The 18,505-nt window shown below is 71.8% G+C and carries 22 protein-coding genes; 13 read left to right on the top strand and 9 right to left on the bottom strand.

What is annotated here, in order from left to right; genetic code table 11:
• Positions 1 to 91: 91 nt before the first annotated feature.
• Both BT341_RS12850 and BT341_RS12845 read left to right on the top strand, forming a co-directional pair.
• Entirely contained in the window at positions 92 to 610 is a 519-nt protein-coding gene (locus BT341_RS12850; RefSeq protein ID WP_072476512.1) for a GNAT family N-acetyltransferase, read from the top strand.
• Positions 611 to 621: 11 nt separating this feature from the next.
• Complete coding sequence (locus tag BT341_RS12845) at positions 622 to 1,602, top strand: LLM class flavin-dependent oxidoreductase (RefSeq protein ID WP_072476511.1); 981 nt, start codon at positions 622 to 624, stop codon at positions 1,600 to 1,602.
• Positions 1,603 to 1,631: 29 nt separating this feature from the next.
• Here the strand turns inward: BT341_RS12845 and BT341_RS12840 are convergent, their stop codons facing one another.
• Complete coding sequence (locus BT341_RS12840; RefSeq protein ID WP_072476510.1) at positions 1,632 to 2,312, bottom strand: TetR/AcrR family transcriptional regulator; 681 nt, start codon at positions 2,310 to 2,312, stop codon at positions 1,632 to 1,634.
• Positions 2,313 to 2,379: 67 nt separating this feature from the next.
• On the opposite strand from BT341_RS12840, the gene BT341_RS12835 reads away from it, so the two are divergent.
• Together BT341_RS12835 and BT341_RS12830 are read left to right on the top strand one after the other, a co-directional pair.
• Positions 2,380 to 3,489, top strand: a complete 1,110-nt coding sequence (locus BT341_RS12835; protein ID WP_072476509.1) for an FAD-dependent oxidoreductase — start codon at positions 2,380 to 2,382, stop codon at positions 3,487 to 3,489.
• 51 nt (positions 3,490 to 3,540) lie between these two features.
• Positions 3,541 to 4,143, top strand: coding sequence for a LysE family translocator (locus tag BT341_RS12830; RefSeq protein ID WP_072476508.1), 603 nt, complete (start codon positions 3,541 to 3,543; stop codon positions 4,141 to 4,143).
• Here the strand turns inward: BT341_RS12830 and BT341_RS12825 are convergent.
• From BT341_RS12825 to BT341_RS12810, 4 genes are read right to left on the bottom strand one after another with little or no spacing between them, the layout of a single operon-like run.
• Positions 4,140 to 5,009 (bottom strand): ABC transporter substrate-binding protein, encoded by an 870-nt coding sequence (locus tag BT341_RS12825; protein ID WP_072476507.1) that lies wholly within the window; start codon positions 5,007 to 5,009, stop codon positions 4,140 to 4,142. The two genes, BT341_RS12830 and BT341_RS12825, sit on opposite strands and share 4 nt — an antisense overlap.
• Positions 5,006 to 5,689 carry an ABC transporter permease gene (locus BT341_RS12820; protein ID WP_072476506.1) on the bottom strand — a complete coding sequence of 228 codons (684 nt, stop codon included), beginning with the start codon at positions 5,687 to 5,689 and terminating at the stop codon, positions 5,006 to 5,008. The genes BT341_RS12825 and BT341_RS12820 overlap by 4 nt, the downstream gene beginning before the upstream one ends.
• On the bottom strand, positions 5,686 to 6,354 hold the full coding sequence (locus BT341_RS12815) for an ABC transporter permease (RefSeq protein WP_072476505.1): 669 nt from the start codon (positions 6,352 to 6,354) through the stop codon (positions 5,686 to 5,688). Before BT341_RS12815 ends, BT341_RS12820 begins: the two co-directional genes overlap by 4 nt.
• Positions 6,351 to 7,436: an ABC transporter ATP-binding protein gene (locus BT341_RS12810; RefSeq protein WP_072476504.1), complete on the bottom strand. Its 1,086-nt coding sequence runs from the start codon at positions 7,434 to 7,436 to the stop codon at positions 6,351 to 6,353. Before BT341_RS12810 ends, BT341_RS12815 begins: the two co-directional genes overlap by 4 nt.
• 93 nt (positions 7,437 to 7,529) lie before the next feature.
• Between BT341_RS12810 and BT341_RS12805 the strand changes: the two genes are divergently transcribed.
• Positions 7,530 to 8,939, top strand: a complete 1,410-nt coding sequence (locus BT341_RS12805) for a bis-aminopropyl spermidine synthase family protein (RefSeq protein ID WP_072476503.1) — start codon at positions 7,530 to 7,532, stop codon at positions 8,937 to 8,939.
• Positions 8,940 to 9,031: 92 nt separating this feature from the next.
• Here the strand turns inward: BT341_RS12805 and BT341_RS12800 are convergent, their stop codons facing one another.
• Positions 9,032 to 10,213, bottom strand: coding sequence for an NAD(P)-dependent malic enzyme (locus BT341_RS12800; RefSeq protein WP_072476502.1), 1,182 nt, complete (start codon positions 10,211 to 10,213; stop codon positions 9,032 to 9,034).
• Positions 10,214 to 10,571: 358 nt separating this feature from the next.
• Between BT341_RS12800 and BT341_RS12795 the strand changes: the two genes are divergently transcribed.
• From BT341_RS12795 to BT341_RS12785, 3 genes are all read left to right on the top strand, one after another.
• Positions 10,572 to 11,177, top strand: coding sequence for a dTDP-4-dehydrorhamnose 3,5-epimerase family protein (locus BT341_RS12795; protein ID WP_072476501.1), 606 nt, complete (start codon positions 10,572 to 10,574; stop codon positions 11,175 to 11,177).
• A gap of 65 nt (positions 11,178 to 11,242) precedes the next feature.
• Positions 11,243 to 11,659 (top strand): SRPBCC family protein, encoded by a 417-nt coding sequence (locus BT341_RS12790; RefSeq protein WP_072476500.1) that lies wholly within the window; start codon positions 11,243 to 11,245, stop codon positions 11,657 to 11,659.
• Positions 11,656 to 12,090 carry a MarR family winged helix-turn-helix transcriptional regulator gene (locus BT341_RS12785; RefSeq protein ID WP_072476499.1) on the top strand — a complete coding sequence of 145 codons (435 nt, stop codon included), beginning with the start codon at positions 11,656 to 11,658 and terminating at the stop codon, positions 12,088 to 12,090. Before BT341_RS12790 ends, BT341_RS12785 begins: the two co-directional genes overlap by 4 nt.
• On the opposite strand, the gene BT341_RS12780 is transcribed toward BT341_RS12785, so the two are convergent.
• On the bottom strand, positions 12,080 to 13,690 hold the full coding sequence (locus tag BT341_RS12780) for a GMC oxidoreductase (protein WP_072481924.1): 1,611 nt from the start codon (positions 13,688 to 13,690) through the stop codon (positions 12,080 to 12,082). The genes BT341_RS12785 and BT341_RS12780 overlap by 11 nt on opposite strands.
• A 134-nt stretch (positions 13,691 to 13,824) precedes the next feature.
• On the opposite strand from BT341_RS12780, the gene BT341_RS12775 reads away from it, so the two are divergent.
• The gene (locus BT341_RS12775) at positions 13,825 to 14,472 is read left to right on the top strand and encodes a hypothetical protein (protein ID WP_072481923.1); all 648 of its coding nucleotides are present in this window, start codon (positions 13,825 to 13,827) and stop codon (positions 14,470 to 14,472) included.
• On the opposite strand, the gene BT341_RS12770 is transcribed toward BT341_RS12775, so the two are convergent.
• Positions 14,469 to 14,942 carry a hotdog fold domain-containing protein gene (locus BT341_RS12770; RefSeq protein ID WP_072476498.1) on the bottom strand — a complete coding sequence of 158 codons (474 nt, stop codon included), beginning with the start codon at positions 14,940 to 14,942 and terminating at the stop codon, positions 14,469 to 14,471. The two genes, BT341_RS12775 and BT341_RS12770, sit on opposite strands and share 4 nt — an antisense overlap.
• Before the next feature lie 82 nt (positions 14,943 to 15,024).
• On the opposite strand from BT341_RS12770, the gene BT341_RS12765 reads away from it, so the two are divergent.
• Together BT341_RS12765 and BT341_RS12760 are read left to right on the top strand one after the other, a co-directional pair.
• Positions 15,025 to 15,615: an acid phosphatase gene (locus BT341_RS12765; protein ID WP_072481922.1), complete on the top strand. Its 591-nt coding sequence runs from the start codon at positions 15,025 to 15,027 to the stop codon at positions 15,613 to 15,615.
• A gap of 1 nt (position 15,616) precedes the next feature.
• Positions 15,617 to 16,099 carry a GNAT family N-acetyltransferase gene (locus BT341_RS12760; RefSeq protein ID WP_072476497.1) on the top strand — a complete coding sequence of 161 codons (483 nt, stop codon included), beginning with the start codon at positions 15,617 to 15,619 and terminating at the stop codon, positions 16,097 to 16,099.
• 21 nt (positions 16,100 to 16,120) lie between these two features.
• Here the strand turns inward: BT341_RS12760 and BT341_RS12755 are convergent, their stop codons facing one another.
• A complete protein-coding gene (locus tag BT341_RS12755; protein ID WP_072476496.1) occupies positions 16,121 to 16,591 on the bottom strand; it encodes a hypothetical protein in 471 nt (156 codons plus the stop codon).
• Positions 16,592 to 16,951: 360 nt separating this feature from the next.
• Between BT341_RS12755 and BT341_RS12750 the strand changes: the two genes are divergently transcribed.
• On the top strand, positions 16,952 to 17,935 hold the full coding sequence (locus BT341_RS12750) for a diacylglycerol/lipid kinase family protein (RefSeq protein WP_072481921.1): 984 nt from the start codon (positions 16,952 to 16,954) through the stop codon (positions 17,933 to 17,935).
• 274 nt (positions 17,936 to 18,209) lie between these two features.
• A complete protein-coding gene (locus tag BT341_RS12745; RefSeq protein WP_072481920.1) occupies positions 18,210 to 18,464 on the top strand; it encodes a WhiB family transcriptional regulator in 255 nt (84 codons plus the stop codon).
• Positions 18,465 to 18,505 lie beyond the last annotated feature (41 nt).

The raw sequence follows: 18,505 nt of genomic DNA, 5'->3' as shown, positions 1-18,505 counted from the left end.
TTTCTCCGGTGAGGAGGCCTTCGCCGTTTCAGCCGCCGCGAGCCCCGAAATCGGCTTTCGCCGCTCGCCCGTACCGGGCAAGGTGGCGGGCATGCTGATCCGCCGTGCGACGTCCGCCGACCGGGCGACCATCCACGCGATCCACCGCGAGGCCTTCCGGCGCGAACCCGGCGTCACGCCGGTCGAAGCTCCGCTCGTCGACGATCTGCGCGCCGATGGCGATCTCGTCGACGCGTTGTCGCTGGTGGCCGTCCGGGAAGGCGACCTCGTCGGGCACCTCTGCGGCAGCCGGGCGCGCGTCGGGGAGGACACCACCTCCGCCGTCGGGCTCGGGCCCGTCGGTGTGCTGCCCGCGCACCAGGCCCACGGCGTCGGCTCCGCCCTGATGCACGCCGTGCTCGGCGCGGCCGACGCGCTCGGCTACGGCCTCGTCGTCCTGCTCGGCGAGCCCGCCTTCTACTCGCGCTTCGGCTTCGTCGCCGCGTCGACGCTCTCCATCACCGCACCCGACCCGGGCTGGGGCCGGTACTTCCAGGCCCGGACGCTGACCGGCTACACATCCACGCAGGCGGGCGCGTTCGAATACGCGCCGGCGTTCTCCCGGCTCTGAGGAGGCTTCCCATGTACCTGCCGAGCTCGTCGGTCGGGGTCCGGATCAACCGCGAGCAACCGCCGTCGCGGCTGGTCGAGCTGGCCCGCCGGGCCGAAGACGCCGGACTCGACGAGGTCTGGCTCGTCGAGGACTGCTTCTGGGCCGCCGGGATCGCGACCGTCGCGACGGCGCTGGCCGTGACGTCGACGATCAAGGTCGGCATCGGCGTCCTGCCCGCCGTCGCGCGCAACCCGGCGATCGCGGCGATGGAGCTGGCGGCGCTCGCGGAACTGCACCCCGGACGCCTGATCGCCGGGTTCGGGCACGGCGTGCCGTCGTGGATGCGGCAGATCGGCGCGTACCCGGCCTCGCCGCTGGCGGCGCTGGACGAGACGCTCGTGGCGGTCCGCAGGCTGCTCGCCGGCGACCGGGTCACCGCCGCGGGCCGGCACGTCGACCTGGACGAGGTCGAGCTGGTGTTCCCGCCGTCCTCGGTACCGCCCGTGCTGGCCGGGGTCCGCCGCCCGAAGTCGCTGGCCGTGGCCGGTGCCTCGGCGGACGGGACGATCCTGGCCGAGCCGTCCCCACCCGAGTACGTGCGGACGGCGCTGGCGGGCATCGCCCCCGGCCGGGCCCGGGACGGCGCGCCACCGCACCACGCGCTCGTGACGTACAACTGGCTGGCGCTGGGCGACCGTGAACGGGGCCGCCGGACCGTCGCGGAGTCGCTGACACCCGGCGCGCGCGTGCAGGTGGAGGGCCTGCCGTTCGCCGCCGAGCTGCTGGCCCTGGTCGACTCGGCGTCCACTGTGGACGAACTGGCGGCGGCCCTGCGTCCGGAGTGGATCGACCGCCTGGCCGTCTGCGGTGATCTGGACACCTGTGCCGCGGCGGTCCGCGAACTGCACGGCGCCGGCAGCGGCTCGGTCGTGCTGCTGCCGCTGCCGGACGAGCCGCCGGAACGGGGCATCGAGGACGCCGGAAAGGTCGCGGCCGCGGTGCGCACCTGAGCAGGTGACCGCGAACATCAGGCCGGCGGTCAGCGCCCGAGGTGCGCCGCGATGCCGTCGAGCAGGAAGTCGAGGCCCATCCGGAACGTCTCGTCGGCGTCGAAATGGGCCGCGTCGCGGATGACCGTGGCCAGCGCGGGATAGCAGCCGGTGGCGAAGGTCCGCTGCAGGTAGGGCCCGAAGCTGACCTGCCACTGCTGCTTGTCCATGCCGGTGGCCCGTTCGGCGCGCCGCTCGGTGATCTCCCGGCGGACGGCGCCGATCGCGTACGCCTGCACGGCGTCGACCACCGGCATGACGCGGTCGACGCCGACGTCGCCCATGCCTGCCACCACGGCCTCTCCCCTGGCCAGCGCGTTCGGCCCGAGCGCGGGACGGCCGCCGATCAGGTCGGCCAGCCATTCGTGCCGGTGCACCGCCCGCCGGGTGGTTTCGGCCAGCGAGCGCAGCACTGCACGCCACCCGTCGCCGACCGGCTTCATCTCGGCGTAGACCGCGTCGACCATCAGGTCGAGCAGCTCTTCCTTGGTGGCGATGTAGCCGTACAGCCGCATCGGCCCGGCGTCGAGCGCGGCGGCGACCTTGCGCAGCGACACCGCTTCGAGCCCGTCCGCGTCGGCCAGGCGGATGGCCGCGCGCACGATCCGCTCGCGGCTCAGCGGGGCCGGCGCCGGCCGTTCCGGCGGCTCCGGCCGCTCCCACACCACCATGCGTGGACAATACAACGCCCCGATCGATACAGTGTATTGATAGATACATCGTATCGAGAGGGCGGCCATGACCATCGCCATCGTCGGAGCCGGCATGGGCGGCCTGATGCTCGCCCGGACACTGCACCTGCACGGCCTCCACGCCGTGGTGTACGAACGGGAGCCGTCCCGCGACGCACGCGGTCAGGGCGGCATGCTCGACATCCACTCCGGGCAGCAGGCGCTCCGCGAGGCCGGCCTGTTCGACCGGTTCCTCACCATCGCCCGCCGCGAGGGCCAGGACATGCGGCTGCTGGAGCCGGACGGCACGCTGCTGCTGCAGGAGGACACGCCCGACGACGCCCCGATGCTGCGCCCCGAGGTCGACCGCGCCGACCTGCGCGCCCTGCTGCTGGACTCCCTGCCCGGCGGCACCGTGCGCTGGGGTCACGCGTACGAGTCCGCCGCCGACGGGGTGCTGCACTTCGCCGACGGCCGCAGCGCGCCGTACGACCTGCTGGTCGGCGCCGACGGCGCGAACTCCCGGGTCCGGGCCCTGCTCACCGACGCCCGTCCGGAGCACCTCGGCCAGAACGCCGTCGAGATCGGCATCCCCGACATCGACCGCACCCACCCGGAGCTCGCGGCCATGGTCGGGCGCGGCAACTACTGGGTGCTCGGCGACGGGAAGTCCCTGTCCGCGCAGCGCAACGGCGACGGCCGCGTCCGCATCGGCCTCAGCTTCTACCACACCGGCGAAGACTGGTTCGCCACCAGCGGCATCCCGTTCGACGACCCGGCCGCCGCCCGGGCCCGGCTGCTGGAGCTGTTCGCCGGCTGGGACGCCCGGTTCACCGCGCTGATCGCGGCCTGTGACGACACGATCGTGCCGCGGTCGCTCACCACGCTCCCGGTCGGCCTGACCTGGCCGTCGAATCCGGGCGTCACGCTGGTCGGCGACGCCGCGCACCTGATGCCCGCGGTGGGCGAAGGCGCCAACCAGGCCCTGCTCGACGGCGCCGTGCTCGGCCGGGCGCTGGCCGCCCACCCGCAGGACTTCGCCACCGCCGTCAAGGAGTACGAGACCGAGATGTTCGAACGGACCGGCGCGGCCGCCCGGATGTCCGCCCGCATGCAGGAGATGCTGATGGCGCCGGACGCCGCCGAGCGGCTGCTCGCGTTCTTCCAGCCGCGCTGACCGGCCCGGAAAGCAGTTCGCCCCCGCCGGCCGGCGTGCCAGGATCGGCCCATGCCGGTCGATCCGCACCTCCTCGTGGCGTTCGTCGTCACCACCGTGATCGCGATGGTCACGCCGGGCCCGGACATGCTGTTCGTCCTGGGCTGCGGCATGCGCGGCGGCCCGAAAGCCGGGCTGCTCGCCACCGCCGGGGTCGCCACCAGCGAAGCCATCCACGTCGCCGTGGCCGCGGCGGGCCTGGCGGCGCTCTTCGCCGCCGTGCCCGTCGCGTTCACCGTGGTCCGCGTGGCGGGCGCCGCCTACCTCATCCACCTCGGCGTCCAGGCGATCCGCAACCGCAAGCCGCTCGTCGAGCGCAACAGCGACCGCGCCTACCTCAGCGGCCTGCTCACCAACCTGCTCAACCCGAAGATGGTCACCTTCACCATCGCGTTCCTCCCGCAGTTCGTCGACCCGGCGCGCGGCCACGTCCGGCTGCAGTTCGCGGTCCTCGGCGCGATCATGATCGGGTTCGAGTTCCTCGTCGACGGCGCCGTCGGCGTCCTCGCCGGCCGCGTCGGCGCGTGGGTGCGGCGCAAGCGGAACCAGCGGCGCATCGAGGTGGCCACCGGCGGCATCTTCATCGGCCTCGGCGTGAAACTGGCCCTCGACTAGCCGGCGAGGAATTCTTCGGCGATATCCAGGGGATTCCGCTTTTCCGCGGTGAATTCGACGTTCAGCCGGGTCAGCCGCTCGGTCGTCAACGCCGCCGAAACGCGGTTCAGCGCCGCCACCTCCGCCGGGGAAAGCGTGCCCCGCGCCACCAGCGGCACGATGTTCTGCGCCGGGAACATGTGCTTGTCGTCGGCCAGCGGCACGAACCCGTTCGCCGCGATCGTCGCCGACGTGCTGAACAGGTCCGCCACCTGGACGTCCCCGGACTTCAGCGCCGCCACCGTCACCGGGCCGCCCGTGTCCGTCGTGCGGATCTCCTTGAACTCGCAGCCGTACAACGCCTTGATCTTGTCCTTCCAGCGGCTGCTCCACTGGCCCGGCCCGCCGAACACGAGATCACGGCACCGCGGCCCGAGGTCGGAGAACGTCTTCACGCCGGCGGCCGCCAGCCGCGGCCCGACGACGAGCAGGTCCTTGTCCTCCGCCGGCGCCTGGTCCAGCACCTCGAACCCGGGCGGCAGCTTCCGGCGAAGCTGCGCGTAGACCTCCTGCGACGTCGTCGCGGACGTGTCCTTGTCGAAGTACCGCAACAGGTTCCCGCTGTAGTCCGGCACCACCGACAGCGACTTGTCCTGCAGCGCCTTGACGACGACCTCGCGGCTGCCCACCGGAGGCCGCACGGTCACGTTCGCGGCACCGGCTTTCCGGAGCGCCCCGGCGTAGATCTCGGCCAGGAGCAGGCTTTCGCCGACGTCGGACGCGCCGATGATGATGCCACCCGAAGGGCCGCCCTCGCCGCCGCCGGCCAGCGGGTTGCCGCACCCGGCCAGCAGGAACAGGACGACGATCGCCGCCAGCCGTTTCACGCCGCCACCTTCTTCCCGGCCGCGGCGAGCCGCACGCCCCGGGGCACGATCGCGCGGTTCAGCGCCGCGAACAGCAGGTCCAGGACGATGGCCAGCAACGTCGTCAGCACCGCGCCGGCGATGACCTCGGAATAGTCCAAAATGGCCAGTCCGTCGAGCAGGAACCGGCCCAGGCCGCCGAGCCCGACGTACGCGGCCACGGCGGCGGTCGCGACGAGCTGCAGCACGGCGTTGCGGACCCCGCCGAGCACCAGCGGCAGCGAGATCGGCACCTCGACCTGCCAGAGCCGCTGCCAGCCGGTCATCCCGACGCCCTCCGCGGCGTCGACCACGCCGTGGTCGGTCGCCTGCAGCCCGGCGTACGTGCCCGCCAGGATCGGCGGCACGGCCAGCACGACCAGCCCGATGACCGTCGAGGTGACGCTCTCGGTGAAGAGCAGGAACAGGAACGTCACCAGCCCCAGCGTCGGCAGCGCGCGGATCACGTTGCCCGCGCCGACCAGGACGACCCCGCCGCGTCCGGTGTGCCCGACGAACAGTCCCACGGGGACGGCGACGACCAGCGCGATCGCCAGCGCCAGGAACGTGTAGCCGAGGTGCTCCAGCAGCCGTTGCGGGATGCCGTCCGGGCCGGTCCAGTGCGCCGGGTCGCCGAACCAGCGGAAGACGTCGGTGATCATGCGGCTCCCACCCGGGTCCACGGCGTCAGCAGCGCGCGCAGGCCCACCAGGACCAGGTCGACGGCCAGCGCGAGCAGCAGCGTCAGCACGATCCCGACGACGATCGGCGAGAAGTACTCGCGCTGGAAGCCGTCGGTGAACAGCACGCCGAGGCCGCCGGTGCCGATCAGCGCGCCGACGCTGACCAGGCTGATGTTGCTGACCGACGCGACCCGCACGCCGGCCGCGAGCACCGGCACGGCCAGCGGCAGCTCGACGGCGAAGAACCGGCGCAGCGGCTTGTACCCGACGGCGGTCGCGGCGGCGATCACCGGCGGCGGCACGGCGTCCAGCGCGTCGAGCACCGGGCGGACCAGCAGCGCCGTCGTGTAGATCGTCAGCGCGACGACGACGTTGACGCTGTCGAGGATCTTCGATCCGATCAGGCCGGGGATGACCACGAACAGCGCGAGCGACGGGATCGTGTACAGCAGGTTCGCCAGCACCATGAGCACCTGCCGGGCCGGTGCCCAGCGGCAGCCGAGCCAGCCCGCGGCGATCGCGAGCACGATGCCGAGCACCAGCGGCAGCAGCGCCAGGTAGACGTGCTCGCCGAGATCCCCGAGGATCTGCAGGCGGCTGTTCGCGCTGCTCAGGTACCGGCCGAGCTCGTCGAAAAAGCTCATGACGCCTGCGGCGTGGCCTCGATCACTTCCAGCACCTGCCGGGCGACGACGCCGCCCAGGACCCGGTGTTCTTCGTCGACGACGACGCCGAGGCTGGCCGGCGAGGACAGGGCCGCGTCCAGCGCGCCGCGGATCGGCGTCCCGCGCACCCACAGCGATCCGCCGGCCACGAGGTCTTCCTCGGTGAGCGCACCATCCACAGTGGAGTCCGGGGCCAGCCAGCCGCGCGGCTGCTTGTCCGCGTTGACCGCGAGCCGCCAGCTGCCGCTTGTGGACACCGCGGAGCCGATCTCGACCAGCTCCAGCTCCTTGATCTCGACGCCGTCGGCGGGGAGGAACGACAGGCCGCGGTAGCCGCGGTCGCGGCCGACGAAGGAGGCGACGAAGTCGTCCACCGGGTGACGCAGGACGTCGGCGGGCGTGCCGTACTGGGCGAGCTTGCCGCCGACGCGCATCACCGCGACCTTGTCGCCGAGCCGGACGGCCTCGTCGATGTCGTGGGTGACGAACACGATGGTCTTGCCCAGCTGCGACTGCAGCCGCAGCAGCTCGTCCTGCAGGCCCTCGCGCACCACCGGGTCGACCGCCGAGAACGGCTCGTCCATCAGCAGCACCGGCGAGTCCGCGGCGAGCGCCCTGGCGACGCCGACGCGCTGCTGCTGGCCGCCCGAGAGCTGCGCCGGGTACCGCTTGCCCAGCTCGACCGGCAGGCCGATGGTCTCCAGCAGCTCGGCGGCCCGCTTGCGCGCCTTCGCCTTGTCCCAGCCCGAGAGCAGCGGCACGGTGGCGATGTTGTCCAGCACCGTCCTATGTGGAAAGAGGCCGGCGTGCTGGATGACGTAGCCGATGCCGCGGCGCAGCAGCGCCGGGTCGCCTTCGCTGACGTCCTTGCCGTCGAGCAGCACCTGCCCGGAGGTCGGCTCGACCATCCGGTTGATCATCCGCAGCGACGTGGTCTTCCCGCAGCCGGACGGGCCGACGAGCACCGTGATCGTGCCGTCCTCGACCGTCAGGTTCAGCTTGTCGACGGCGACCGTCCCATCCGGATACTGCTTGGTCACGTCGCGGAATTCGATGGTCACTGCCCACTCCCCATGTCCCGGTCGCTTCGACCGTAGCCGAGTCCGCGGCGGTTGGCACGGCGTTCCGACAGGTGGTGACTAGGCTTTACGCCCGTGAGCGCACTCGACGACGTCCTCGCCGCGCACGGCGTCGGCGTCCGCCCGCTGTACCGGGTCATCGACCTGCTGCGCACCGGCGACCACGACCTCGGCGAGCTGGTGCGGCTGAGCTCGGCCCCGCGGCGCAGCGTGGAGGACGTCCTCGCCGCCCTCGGCGACGACCTGGACCGCAGCGGCGACCGGCTGCGGATCGCGCCCGGCGTCGCCGCGGCGTACGCGCGGTACCGCGTCCCCCGCTACGCCGACCCGCTGGACGAAGCCGTCGCGGGGCACGAACTGCTGCCGAAGGTCGCCGAGTGGGTCGCGGAGGTGCCGCCGCCGCTGGCCGCGCTCGACCACGTCCAGGCGACGCCGGAGACGGTGCTGCGCCGCGCGTTGTGGCTGGACGCGCAGTACGACCTCGCGTCGGCCCGGGTGCTGTTCCTCGGCGACCACGACCTGACGTCGCTGGCGGTGCGGGCGGTGTGCCCGGCGGCGTCGCCGACCGTCGTCGACCTCGACGAGCGCGTGCTGGCGTACCTGGACGAGCGTGGCGGGCGGGAGATCGCGGTGGTGCACGCGGACCTGCGCGTCGGCCTGCCGCCGGCGTTGTCCGGTGGCTTCGACCTCGTGTTCAGCGATCCGCCGTACACACCCGAAGGGATGGGCCTGTTCGCCGCGCGTGGCGTGCAGGCGCTGCGTGAGCCGACTGAGGGACGGCTGCTGTTCGCGTACGGCTACAGCCCCCGGCACCCGGCGCTGGGCGCGCAGGTGCAGCGGTCGCTGGCCACGCTCGGGCTGACGTTCGAAGCGATCCTGCCCGGCTTCAACCGCTACTTCGGGGCACAGGCGATCGGCAGCGCGGCGGATCTGTACGTCTGCCAGCCGACGGCGAAGGCGAAGAAGGTCCGCGGCGGCAAGGCGATCTACACGCACGGGCCGCAGTCGGTCGAGGCGGCCGGGACGAAACCGGCGCTGCTGGAGAAACTGAAGGAAATCGCGGCCGCGGACGGGCTTTCCCTGGAATCGCGGCCGGTGGACTGGTCGATCTCCGGTCCCGAAGGCGACGCGGTCGCGATGGACCTCTCGGCCGACCCGGGCCCGTGGCTGCTCCGGACCCTGCTGGGCACGAACGCCCGGCGGCTGGCGCTGCTGGTGCCGAACGCGCACCCGGACCTGGCGGACGAACGCTCGCAAACGGCCCTTTCGGCGTTGATCCGGCGCAAGTACGCGTTGCGCTACCTGCGGAGCACCCCGGACAACCGGCACGCGGTGGTGGTCGCGGACGCCGTCGAGCACCCCGACGAAGTCCTGACCCGCGCCCACGCCCGCCTCGCGAACGTCTCCCTCGACGTCCCGGCGGACCTGGTGAACCTGCGCCTGGTCGACGTCCCCCGCCACCGCCTGCCCGAACTCCTGGGCTGAAGCGCCCCAAGGCGGCCTTCGGTGCGTCACACGCACCCAAGGCGGCCTTCGGTGCGTCTCACGCACCGAAGGCCACATTGGGGCGCTCGGGCTCAGGCCGTGACGCCGTCGGCTTCCGCCGCCTTGGCCACCGCCGCCGCGACCTCGGGGGCCACGCGGGGGTCGAGCGGGCTCGGGACGATCCGGTCCGGGCCCAGGTCGTCCATCGCCACCGACACGATCGCCTCGGCGGCCGCCAGCTTCATGCCCTCGGTGATCGCCCGGGCGCCGGAGTCCAGCGCGCCGCGGAAGACGCCGGGGAACGCCAGCACGTTGTTGATCTGGTTCGGGAAGTCGCTGCGCCCGGTGGCCACGATCGACGCGTAGCGGGCGGCCACGTCCGGGTGAACTTCGGGGTCCGGATTGGACAGTGCGAACACGATGCCGCCGCCGGCCATCCGGCCGAGGAGGGATTCGTCGATCGTCGCGCCCGACAGGCCGAGGAACACGTCCGCGCCTTCCAGCGCCTCCGCGAGGCCGCCGCGCAGGCCGGCCTTGTTCGTCGTCGCGGCCAGGCGTTCCTTGACCGGGTTCAGGCCGTCGCGGCCGGCGTGGATGATGCCGCGCGAGTCGAGGACCGTGACATCGCCGATGCCCGCTCCCTGCAGGATCTTCGCGCAGGCCACGCCCGCCGCGCCGGCGCCGGAGACGACGACGCGCTGATCGGCGATCGCCCGGTCGAGGACCAGGTTGGCGCCGCGCAGCGCGGCCAGCGTGACGATCGCCGTGCCGTGCTGGTCGTCGTGCATGACCGGGCAGTCCAGCGCCTCCTTGAGCTTGTCCTCCAGCTCGAAGCACCGCGGTGCCGAGACGTCCTCGAGGTTGACCGCGCCGAAGGACGGCCGCAGCCGCACCAGCGTCTCGACGATCTCGTCGACGTCGGTGGTGTCGAGCACCAGCGGGATCGAGTCGAGCCCGCCGAAGGTCTTGAACAGGACCGACTTGCCCTCCATGACCGGCAGCGACGCGCTCGCGCCGATGTCACCGAGCCCGAGCACCGCCGTCCCGTCGCTCACCACGACGACGAGCCGGTCCGCCCACGTGTACCGCTTGGCCTTGGCCGCGTCCTCGGCGATCGCGGTGCTCACCTTCGCCACCCCGGGGGTGTAGGCGATCGAAAGGTCACGCGGGCTGGAGATCGGGCGGGTGGCCGCCACCGAGAGCTTGCCGCCCTCGTGCCCGGTGAAGATCTCTTCGTCGGTGACCGGCGCGACGGCGCCGGTGGGGTCGTCCATGGTGATTCCTGTCGTCGTTTCCGTCATTCCTCCAGTGGGAATGACGGAACTCGCGGTTCGAACGTGGGTCACTGGAATTTCTCCTGGGCATGCGGGCTGGGACCACGGCGGAAGGGGAAACCGTGGGGGTGTCCCGGCACGGCAGCCCAGCGCGGTAGCGCCGGCCTGTCGGCGAGGCGTCACGACGGCCATCGGTGCCGTGGGTCTGGCGATGGCCGCGGACGCGGCGGTCCAGCCATTGTGACAGGTCCCCGCCCGGGGGCGACCCCTTGGTGCGGTTGATGTCACACCACCCCGGTTTTCCGGCAATTCCCAAGACGTCCGTTCGGTTTTGTAGCGGCCCGATAAGGTGACGGGCATGGAATTCCGCCGGCTGAGCGTCCCGGACGCCTACGAGTTCTCCCCCCGGACGTTCCCGGACGAGCGCGGCCTGTTCGTCGCCCCCTTCCAGGAGGAGGCGCTGCTCGCGGCGACCGGGCACCCGCTGCGGCTCGCCCAGAGCAACCACAGCGTGTCGCGGCGCGGGGCGATCCGCGGCATCCACTTCGCCGACACGCCGCCCGGCCAGGCGAAGTACGTCTACTGCGCGCGCGGCTCGCTGCTCGACGTCGTGGTCGACCTGCGCGTCGGCTCGCCGACCTTCGGCACCTGGGACGCGGCGCGGCTCGACTCGGCCAAGTACAACGCCGTCTACCTCTCCGAAGGTCTCGGGCACGGCTTCGTCGCCCTCGAAGACGACACGGTGATGGCCTACCTGTGCTCCGAGCCGTACAACCCGGCGGGCGAGCACGGCATCACCCCGCTCGACCCGGCACTCGACCTCCCCTGGCCCGCGGACATCGAGCCGATCCTGTCCGAGAAGGACCGCACCGCGCCCACGCTCGCCGAAGCCCGGGAGCAGGGTTTGCTGCCCGTCTACCAGGACTGCGTCGCCTACTACGACAAGCTGCGCTCGGCGAACTGAGTCTCCGGAGGCACGTCCGGAAGAGTCCCTTGCGCAGATAGTAAGCGCGCATATAGTCTGCCCGCATGGCAACTTACGAGTTCGCGCACACCGAGACCTCCACCGCTCCCGCCGCCGTGATCTGGCCGTTCTGGGCCGACACGAGCCGCTGGCCGGAGTGGGACACGGCCGTCCGGTCGGTGGATCTCGACGGCCCGTTCGCCGCCGGCACGAGCGGCACCATGACGATGGACGGCATGCCGCCGATCCCCTTCACCCTCACCGAGGTCACCGAGGGCCGCAGCTTCACCGACGAGACCCGCCTGCCGGACGCGTACCTGCGGTTCGAGCACGTCCTGACCGAGGACGGCGGCGAGACCCGGATCACCTACCGCGTCACCATCGACGGCTCCGGAGGCTTCGGCCCGCAGGTCACCGACGACACCCCGGACGCCATGCGCGCGCTCGCCCGGCTGGCCGAGAAAGCCGCCGCGGAAGGATGACCGCCCCGGAGTCCCGCCTGCCCGGGCCCGACCGCAGCCCCGGCTTCCTGCTGTGGCGCGTCACGCTGGCGTGGCAGCGGGCGATGCGGGCCGCGCTGGCGCCGCACGACCTCACGCACGTCCAGTTCGTGTTGCTCACGACGACGTGGTGGCTCACGCGCTCAGGTGAGCCACCGACCCAGCGGCAACTGGCCGAGCAGGCCGGCACGGACACGATGATGACCAGCCAGGTGGTCCGCAAGCTGGCCGACCGCGGCCTGCTGGCCCGCGCCGACGACCCGGCCGACGCCCGCGCGAAGCGCCTGGAGGTCACCCCGGCCGGCCTGCAGCTCGTCGCGAAGGCGCTGAAGGACGTCGAAGCGGCCGACGCGGAGTTCTTCGCGTCCGCCGACGACGGCTTCGTCGACTCGCTGGCGAAGCTCAGCCCGTGACGTCTTCGGCGATGACGCGCTCGATGTTGCGCTCGGCCAGCGCCGTGATCGTCACGAACGGGTTCACGCCGGTACTGCCCGGGATGAGCGAGCCGTCGGTGACGTACAGGTTCCGGTAGCCCTTCACGCGGCCGTAGCCGTCGGTCGCCTCACCGAGCACCAGGCCGCCCAGCGGGTGGTAGGTGAAGCGGTTCTCGAACACGCGCGTGTCGCCGAACAGGTCGTAGCGGTAGATCGTCGCGTTGGCCCGGTTGATCTTGTCGAACAGGGCCTTCGCGGCGTCGATCGACGGCTGCCCCTGCGACGCCGTCCAGTGCAGTTTCGCCGAGTCGGTCGCCGCGTCGTAGCCGAAGTACCCGCGTTCGGGGTTCTTCGTGATCGCCAGGTACAGGCTGACCCACGTCTCCAGGCCGGCGGGCACCGGCGCGATCTCGGCGAACGCCGGGTGCACCGGGTCGGCCCAGTTGTCGATGCCGAGCGCGGGCATGCCGGACTGCAGGCTGCTGGTGGTGTCCCAGACGTGGTTGGCGCGGCCGCACATGACGTTGCCGTTGGTGCCCCAGCCCTGCCCGACGGCCTCGCCGAGTTCCGGCAGCCGCCCGGTGTCTCGGGCGCGGACCAGCAACTCGGTCGAGCCGACGCTGCCCGCGCCGAGGAAGAGGTAATTCGTGTTCACGTGCCGGGTGCCCAGGACCGTGCCGCGCTCGTCGATCCGGCGCACGACGAGCGTGTATGTGCCGTCGGGCTGGTGCAGGATCTCGCGCACCTCCTGCAGCGTCTCGATGGTCACGTGGCCGGTGCCGAGCGCGGCGGCGAGGTAGGACTTGTCGAGCGAGCGCTTCCCGTGGTTGTTGCCGTAGATGACCTCGGAGGCGTCCGCCGAGCGCGGGACCTCGCCCGCCTCCTCGCGGCGCAGGTAGTCCATGTCGTACACGCTCGGCACGAACACGGTCTCGAACCCGGCCTTCCGCGCGGCCTTCCGGGAGACGCGGGCGTACTGGTACGAGCGGCAGGTCTCGAACCACTCCGGGTCGACGACGTTGACGCCGAGCTGGGCCCGTGCCCGCGGGAAGTACTTGCCGTACATCTCGTCGGCGTCCACGCGCGGCAGGATCTCCTCGAAGTAGGACCGCTTCGGCGTCACGGCCATCGCGCCGTTGACCAGCGAGCCGCCGCCGACGCCGCGGCCCAGGTACACCGCCATGTCGCCGAAGTTCACCCGGTCGAGCACGCCGGCGTAGCGCCCGATGTCGCGGTTGGCCAGGTCCAGCCAGAGGAACGACGCGAGCGGCGCCTCGGTGCGGTCCTTGAACCACATGGCCCGCTCGTCGGGCCGCAGCATCGGGCAGAAGACTTTGCCGTCGGCGCCCGGGGTCGTCCACAGCCGGCCCATCTCGAGCATCAGCGTCGGAATCCCGGCCTCGCCGAGCCGCAGCGCCGTGACGGCGGCGCCGTAGCCGGTGCCGATCACGACCGCCGGGGAGTGGTCCGGCAGCGGTGCCGCGGCGGCGGGCCGCGTCGAGACCGTGGTCAGCCCGAGTGCGGCGGCGGAGTTGAGCGCGGCGAGGCCGAGGAACCGGCGGCGGGAGAAGGCAGACATGCGCCCGATCATGACCCAGTCGAGTGAACAGTGTTAACTAATGGAACGCGTTTCACTCGACCGGGGGAATCTCCGGTTCGCACTCCGGGCGATCCCCGATGCCCGCGTGGCCGGTCCCGAGCAGGCTGACCGGCATGAGACTTCTCGCACTGGGGGCGGCCGCGGCCGCACTGGTCCTGACGCCGGGGACCGCGTCCGCGGACGAACTGCCGGCGTTCGACTTCAGCGACTGCCCGGCACCGCCCGCGAACGCCGATCCCGGCACCTGGCACTGCGAAGCCTTCGTGTCCCAAGGGAAACTGACCGTCCACGACCGGGAGATCCCGTTCGGCGAGCTGCGCATGACGTTCGCCGAGGGCCGGGTGAACGGCCAGTACGCCCAGGTCTTCGGCGCCCTCCGGCACGCGCCCGTGCCACTGCCGGGCATTCCGGGCGCGACGATCCAACTGCGCTACGGCGGCTACGCGGACTTCCTGAGCACCCCGCAGCGGCGTGGCGCGCTCGACGTCTACGCCGTGATCCGGCACCCCTTGCTGCGCAAGGACTGCCACATCGGCGTCATGCACACGGTCGTCCACGACGACCCGGCCGTCCCGCCGCGGATCATCTCCGAGAACCCGCGGACGGCCTACTTCGGAGTCGTCGACCCGGATCTCGCGGTGCCCGCGACCAGCGGCTGCGGCCCGCTGGGCCGGCTCGTCGACCGGCGGCTCGGCCTGCCGTCGCCGTCCGGCGAGAACACGTTCCACCAGACGACGTATGTGCGGTACAAGCCGCTCTAACGCTTCTTCGGCGTGACCCAGATCGTGATCGTCCCGGTGACCACCGGCTTGCCGCTCGTGCCCGAAATGGTCACCGGGACACCCAGCTCGAAGCCTTCGTCGCCGAAGTCCGGCAGCTCGGGCAGCGACGCGACCGCGCGCAGGCCCGTCTCGGCCTTCGCGACGTACTGCACGCTCATGCCCTTCGGCAGCCAGCGGTGCGTCGTCGGGACCGTGGCTTCGGCGAGCATGCCCATCGCGATCTCGGCGAGGTTGCACGCGGCGATCGCGTGGAACGTCTTGATGTGGTTGTGGACACCCCACCACTTCGGCGCGGTCACCTCGCAGTGGCCGGGCCGCAGCTCGCGCACCGACGGCAGCACCGTGCGGAAGTACGGCACGCGCAGGCACATCGCGGCGCTGAACAGCTGTTTCCCGCCCGGCTTCCCGGCCAGCTTGTGCCACAGCGCGAACGTCGGCGTCTCGGACATGGTGTCTCCTCGAGCTAAGCTACCGTTCAGTAGCTAAGCAGACGACCAGCCGCCGCGCAAACGGCCGGGTATGTTCGCACGCGTGGCTCACCGTCTCTTCCTCCTCCGGCACGGCCAGACCGAGTGGTCGGTGAACGGGCGGCACACCGGCCGCACGGACATCCCGCTGACCCCGGCCGGGGAAGGCCAGGCGCTCGCCGCGGGCGGCACGCTCCGGAGCCTGGTCGGCGGCCCGTCGCTGGTGCTGTCGAGCCCACGGGCCCGCGCGCTGCGGACCGCCGCGCTGGCCGGCCTGCGCGTCGACGAGGTCACCGAGGACCTCGCCGAGTGGGACTACGGCGACTACGAAGGCGTCACCACGCCGAAGATCCGCGAGACCGTCCCGGGCTGGACGGTGTGGACGCACCCGATCCCCGGTGGCGAAAGCGCCGCCGAGGTCTCCGGCCGCGCGGACCGGGTGCTCTCGCGGGCGCGCCGCGACATCGAAGCCGGCGACGTGATCCTGGTCGGGCACGGGCACTTCAGCCGGGTCCTGGTGGCCCGCTGGCTCGGCCTGCCCGCCACCGCCGGCGTCCACTTCGGACTCGACGCGGCCGGCATCGCCGTGCTCGGCCACGAGCGCGGCGAACCCCAGATCGAACACCTCAACCTGCCGCCCGCACTGGAGGACTGACGTGCCCGACGACCGCATCCGCCGCATCCGGCCCGACGACGTCGAGGCGGCGGTCCGGCTGGCCTACGCGCTGGCGGACTACGAGCGCGCGCCGGACGAGTGCCACCTGACGGCCCCGCAGCTGCGCGAGGCGCTGTTCGGCGAGTCGCCGAAGCTGTTCGGGCACGTGGCCGAAGTGGACGGCGAGGTCGTGGGCTTCGCGGTGTGGTTCCTGAACTTCTCGACCTGGCGCGGCGTGCACGGGATCTACCTGGAGGACCTGTTCGTGCTGCCCGAGCACCGCGGGTCCCGCCTGGGCAAGGCGCTGCTGGCGGCACTGGCGGCGGAGTGCGTCGCGAACGGCTACGCCCGCCTCGAGTGGTCGGTGCTGGACTGGAACCCGGCGACGGAGTTCTACAAGGCCCTCGGCGCGGTCCCGATGGACGAGTGGACGGTCAACCGCCTGACCGACGAGCCCTTGCGCGCACTGGCCGCCCAAGCCTGACAGGTCCGCCGCACCCGCTCGTCAGTCCTCTTCGTGGCCTTCGCGCTCGGCGCGACGGCCGGCCAGGCCCCCGCGTTCGGCCGCTTCCTCTTCCGTCTCGCCCTCACGCAGGCCCAGCGCCCACGCCCGCGACGGCCGCCGGAACAGCAGCACCAGCGCGGCGATACCGAACAGCGCGATCGGCACGCCCCACAGCGGCTCGCCCGACGGCCCAAGCAAGTACCAGCCGATCCCGACCACGATCAGCGCCACCACCACACCCGGCGAGCGCGCCCACGTCTGCCCGAGGACGAGCCCCGCCGACGCGGCCAGGAACGCCAGCGCCACCACGACGAAGGTGCCGGACTCCACGAAGATGTTGTTCCCGGGCTGGGTCGGCGCGCCCAGCCCCTGCACCAGCACGACCACGCCGAACACCAGCAGCGCGAGCGACGGCACCGCCGTGACCGCGCCGGCCAGCCGGACCTCACGGGGAGCGGGCGAAAGCTTCACTGCGGGGACCTTCCGGAGGTGCTTTGCGGGTGCACAGTGGACGCGACCAGGGCGGGTCACCGTGCGTGATCCCTTTCGATCGTATGCCACCCGGTCGGCCGTTTTCGCGGGACCGCCCGGGCCCGGAAAATTCAGGTGTCGTCGATGAGCGGGCGGTCGGCCCGGGTGCACTTGTCACGACGAGCGGACACTCGCACGCAAAGGAGGGCCGCCCGGCACAGGGTCTCGAAGGTGCAGTCCCGAGGGTTGCCGTCACCGGTCCGTCGCGGTGCGCGTGAGCGGGGTGCCGCCACTGAGCTTCCCGTCACCTTGCGCCGCCGGGAGGTTCTCGGGTGCCCGCAAGTCACCTACCCTGCGGTGGTGCGCGCAATCCTCATCGTGAACCCTCAGGCCACCTCGACCACCGCCGGTGGCCGGGACGTCCTGGCGCACGCACTCGCCAGCCAGGTCAAGCTCGACGTGGTCGAAACGGACTACCGCGGCCACGCCATGGCCGTCGCGCGCTCGGCCGCGCGGGACGGGATCGACCTGGTCGTGGCGCACGGCGGTGACGGCACCGTCAACGAGGTCGTCAACGGCCTGCTGGCCGACGCCGTGCCATCCGGGGGTGCGCCCCGGGCCGGGGGCTCCGCCACCCGGATCCCCGCGACACCGGGAGGCCCGGCCGGGATCGGACCGGTGCCGGCCCTGGGTGTCGTGCCCGGCGGCTCGGCCAACGTGTTCGCGCGCGCCCTCGGCATCTCCGCGGACCCCGTCGAGGCCACCCACCAGCTGCTCAACGCGCTGGAGCACGACCGCTCGCGCCGCGTCGGGCTCGGCCTGGCCGACGGGCACTGGTTCACCTTCAACTCCGGCCTCGGCTGGGACGCCGACGTCGTCGGCCGGGTCGCGAAGCGCCGCGGCAAGCAGACCACCGCCGGCCTCTACATGCGGGCGGCCGTCCGCTCCTACTTCCGGCCGCCGCTGGGCCGCCCGGCGCTCACCATCCACGTCCCGGGCGAGGAACCGGCCGAGGCGCTGACCGCTTTCGTGTCGAACACCGATCCGTGGAGCTACCTGGGCGAGCGTCCCGTCCACCTCAACCCGGGTTGCTCGTTCGAGACGGGATTGGGCCTGTTCGCGTTGAACGGTCTGGGATTGCCCACCGTGTTCAGGCATGTACGCCAGGCTTTGGCTACGAAGAGCAACCAGCGCGGCCGGCGTCTCGTGCGTCACGATGACCTGCCGATGATCCGCATCGACGCTGCTGAACCGGTAAACTTCCAGGTGGACGGCGACCTCGTCGGCCAGCGGACCAAAGTGGAGTTCGTCAGCGTCCCGGATGCACTCAGCGTAATCGTGTGATGACGGGACCGCTGATCGCCTGCGGCAAAGTGCAAGCTGCCGTTCGTCGACCCAGAAGCTCCACTCAGCGCATCAGCCTTCCCTACCGGCGGCTGTTTCGGAGAGAAACCGCAGGTCAGGGGCGTCGCTCGGCCGGGTGAGCTGACTCACCGATCTCCAAGAAACCCTTGTCGAAAGCGGTGCTTCGTGAAAGCATTCACAAGCACCCAAAAACACGACCGCCATGACGACTGTGGCGCGGTCTTCCCGCGCCACTGTGAAGGAGCTCACGAACATGGACTGGCGCCACGACGCGGCCTGCCGAGACGAGGACCCCGAGCTGTTCTTCCCCGTGGGAACCAGCGGTCCTGCTCTGTCGCAGGTAGCGCAGGCGAAGGCCGTGTGCCACCGCTGCACCGTCGCTTCCGACTGCCTGGCCTGGGCTCTGGCCAGCGGGCAGGACGCCGGCGTGTGGGGCGGCATGAGCGAGGACGAGCGACGCGCGCTCAAGCGCCGCCGTACGCACATCGGCACGCGTACCAACGCCTGAGTTCAACAGCACCAGGACCGCGAAGGAAATTCTCCCGGCGG

It is taken from the genome of Amycolatopsis australiensis (assembly GCF_900119165.1).
Classification (GTDB): domain Bacteria; phylum Actinomycetota; class Actinomycetes; order Mycobacteriales; family Pseudonocardiaceae; genus Amycolatopsis; species Amycolatopsis australiensis.
Note: the sequence above shows the minus strand (reverse complement) of the source record. Positions and strands in the feature narration are given on the sequence as shown.

Coding starts and splice junctions, on each gene's coding strand:
- BT341_RS12800 (WP_072476502.1), bottom strand. CDS start 10,213: ATGGACGACCCCACCGGCGCCGTCGCGCCGGTCACCGACGAAGAGATC.
- BT341_RS12785 (WP_072476499.1), top strand. CDS start 11,656: ATGACCGCCCCGGAGTCCCGCCTGCCCGGGCCCGACCGCAGCCCCGGC.
- BT341_RS12815 (WP_072476505.1), bottom strand. CDS start 6,354: ATGAGCTTTTTCGACGAGCTCGGCCGGTACCTGAGCAGCGCGAACAGC.
- BT341_RS12745 (WP_072481920.1), top strand. CDS start 18,210: ATGGACTGGCGCCACGACGCGGCCTGCCGAGACGAGGACCCCGAGCTG.
- BT341_RS12835 (WP_072476509.1), top strand. CDS start 2,380: ATGACCATCGCCATCGTCGGAGCCGGCATGGGCGGCCTGATGCTCGCC.
- BT341_RS12775 (WP_072481923.1), top strand. CDS start 13,825: ATGAGACTTCTCGCACTGGGGGCGGCCGCGGCCGCACTGGTCCTGACG.
- BT341_RS12850 (WP_072476512.1), top strand. CDS start 92: ATGCTGATCCGCCGTGCGACGTCCGCCGACCGGGCGACCATCCACGCG.
- BT341_RS12830 (WP_072476508.1), top strand. CDS start 3,541: ATGCCGGTCGATCCGCACCTCCTCGTGGCGTTCGTCGTCACCACCGTG.
- BT341_RS12820 (WP_072476506.1), bottom strand. CDS start 5,689: ATGATCACCGACGTCTTCCGCTGGTTCGGCGACCCGGCGCACTGGACC.
- BT341_RS12790 (WP_072476500.1), top strand. CDS start 11,243: ATGGCAACTTACGAGTTCGCGCACACCGAGACCTCCACCGCTCCCGCC.
- BT341_RS12780 (WP_072481924.1), bottom strand. CDS start 13,690: ATGTCTGCCTTCTCCCGCCGCCGGTTCCTCGGCCTCGCCGCGCTCAAC.
- BT341_RS12840 (WP_072476510.1), bottom strand. CDS start 2,312: ATGGTGGTGTGGGAGCGGCCGGAGCCGCCGGAACGGCCGGCGCCGGCC.
- BT341_RS12770 (WP_072476498.1), bottom strand. CDS start 14,942: ATGTCCGAGACGCCGACGTTCGCGCTGTGGCACAAGCTGGCCGGGAAG.
- BT341_RS12845 (WP_072476511.1), top strand. CDS start 622: ATGTACCTGCCGAGCTCGTCGGTCGGGGTCCGGATCAACCGCGAGCAA.
- BT341_RS12795 (WP_072476501.1), top strand. CDS start 10,572: ATGGAATTCCGCCGGCTGAGCGTCCCGGACGCCTACGAGTTCTCCCCC.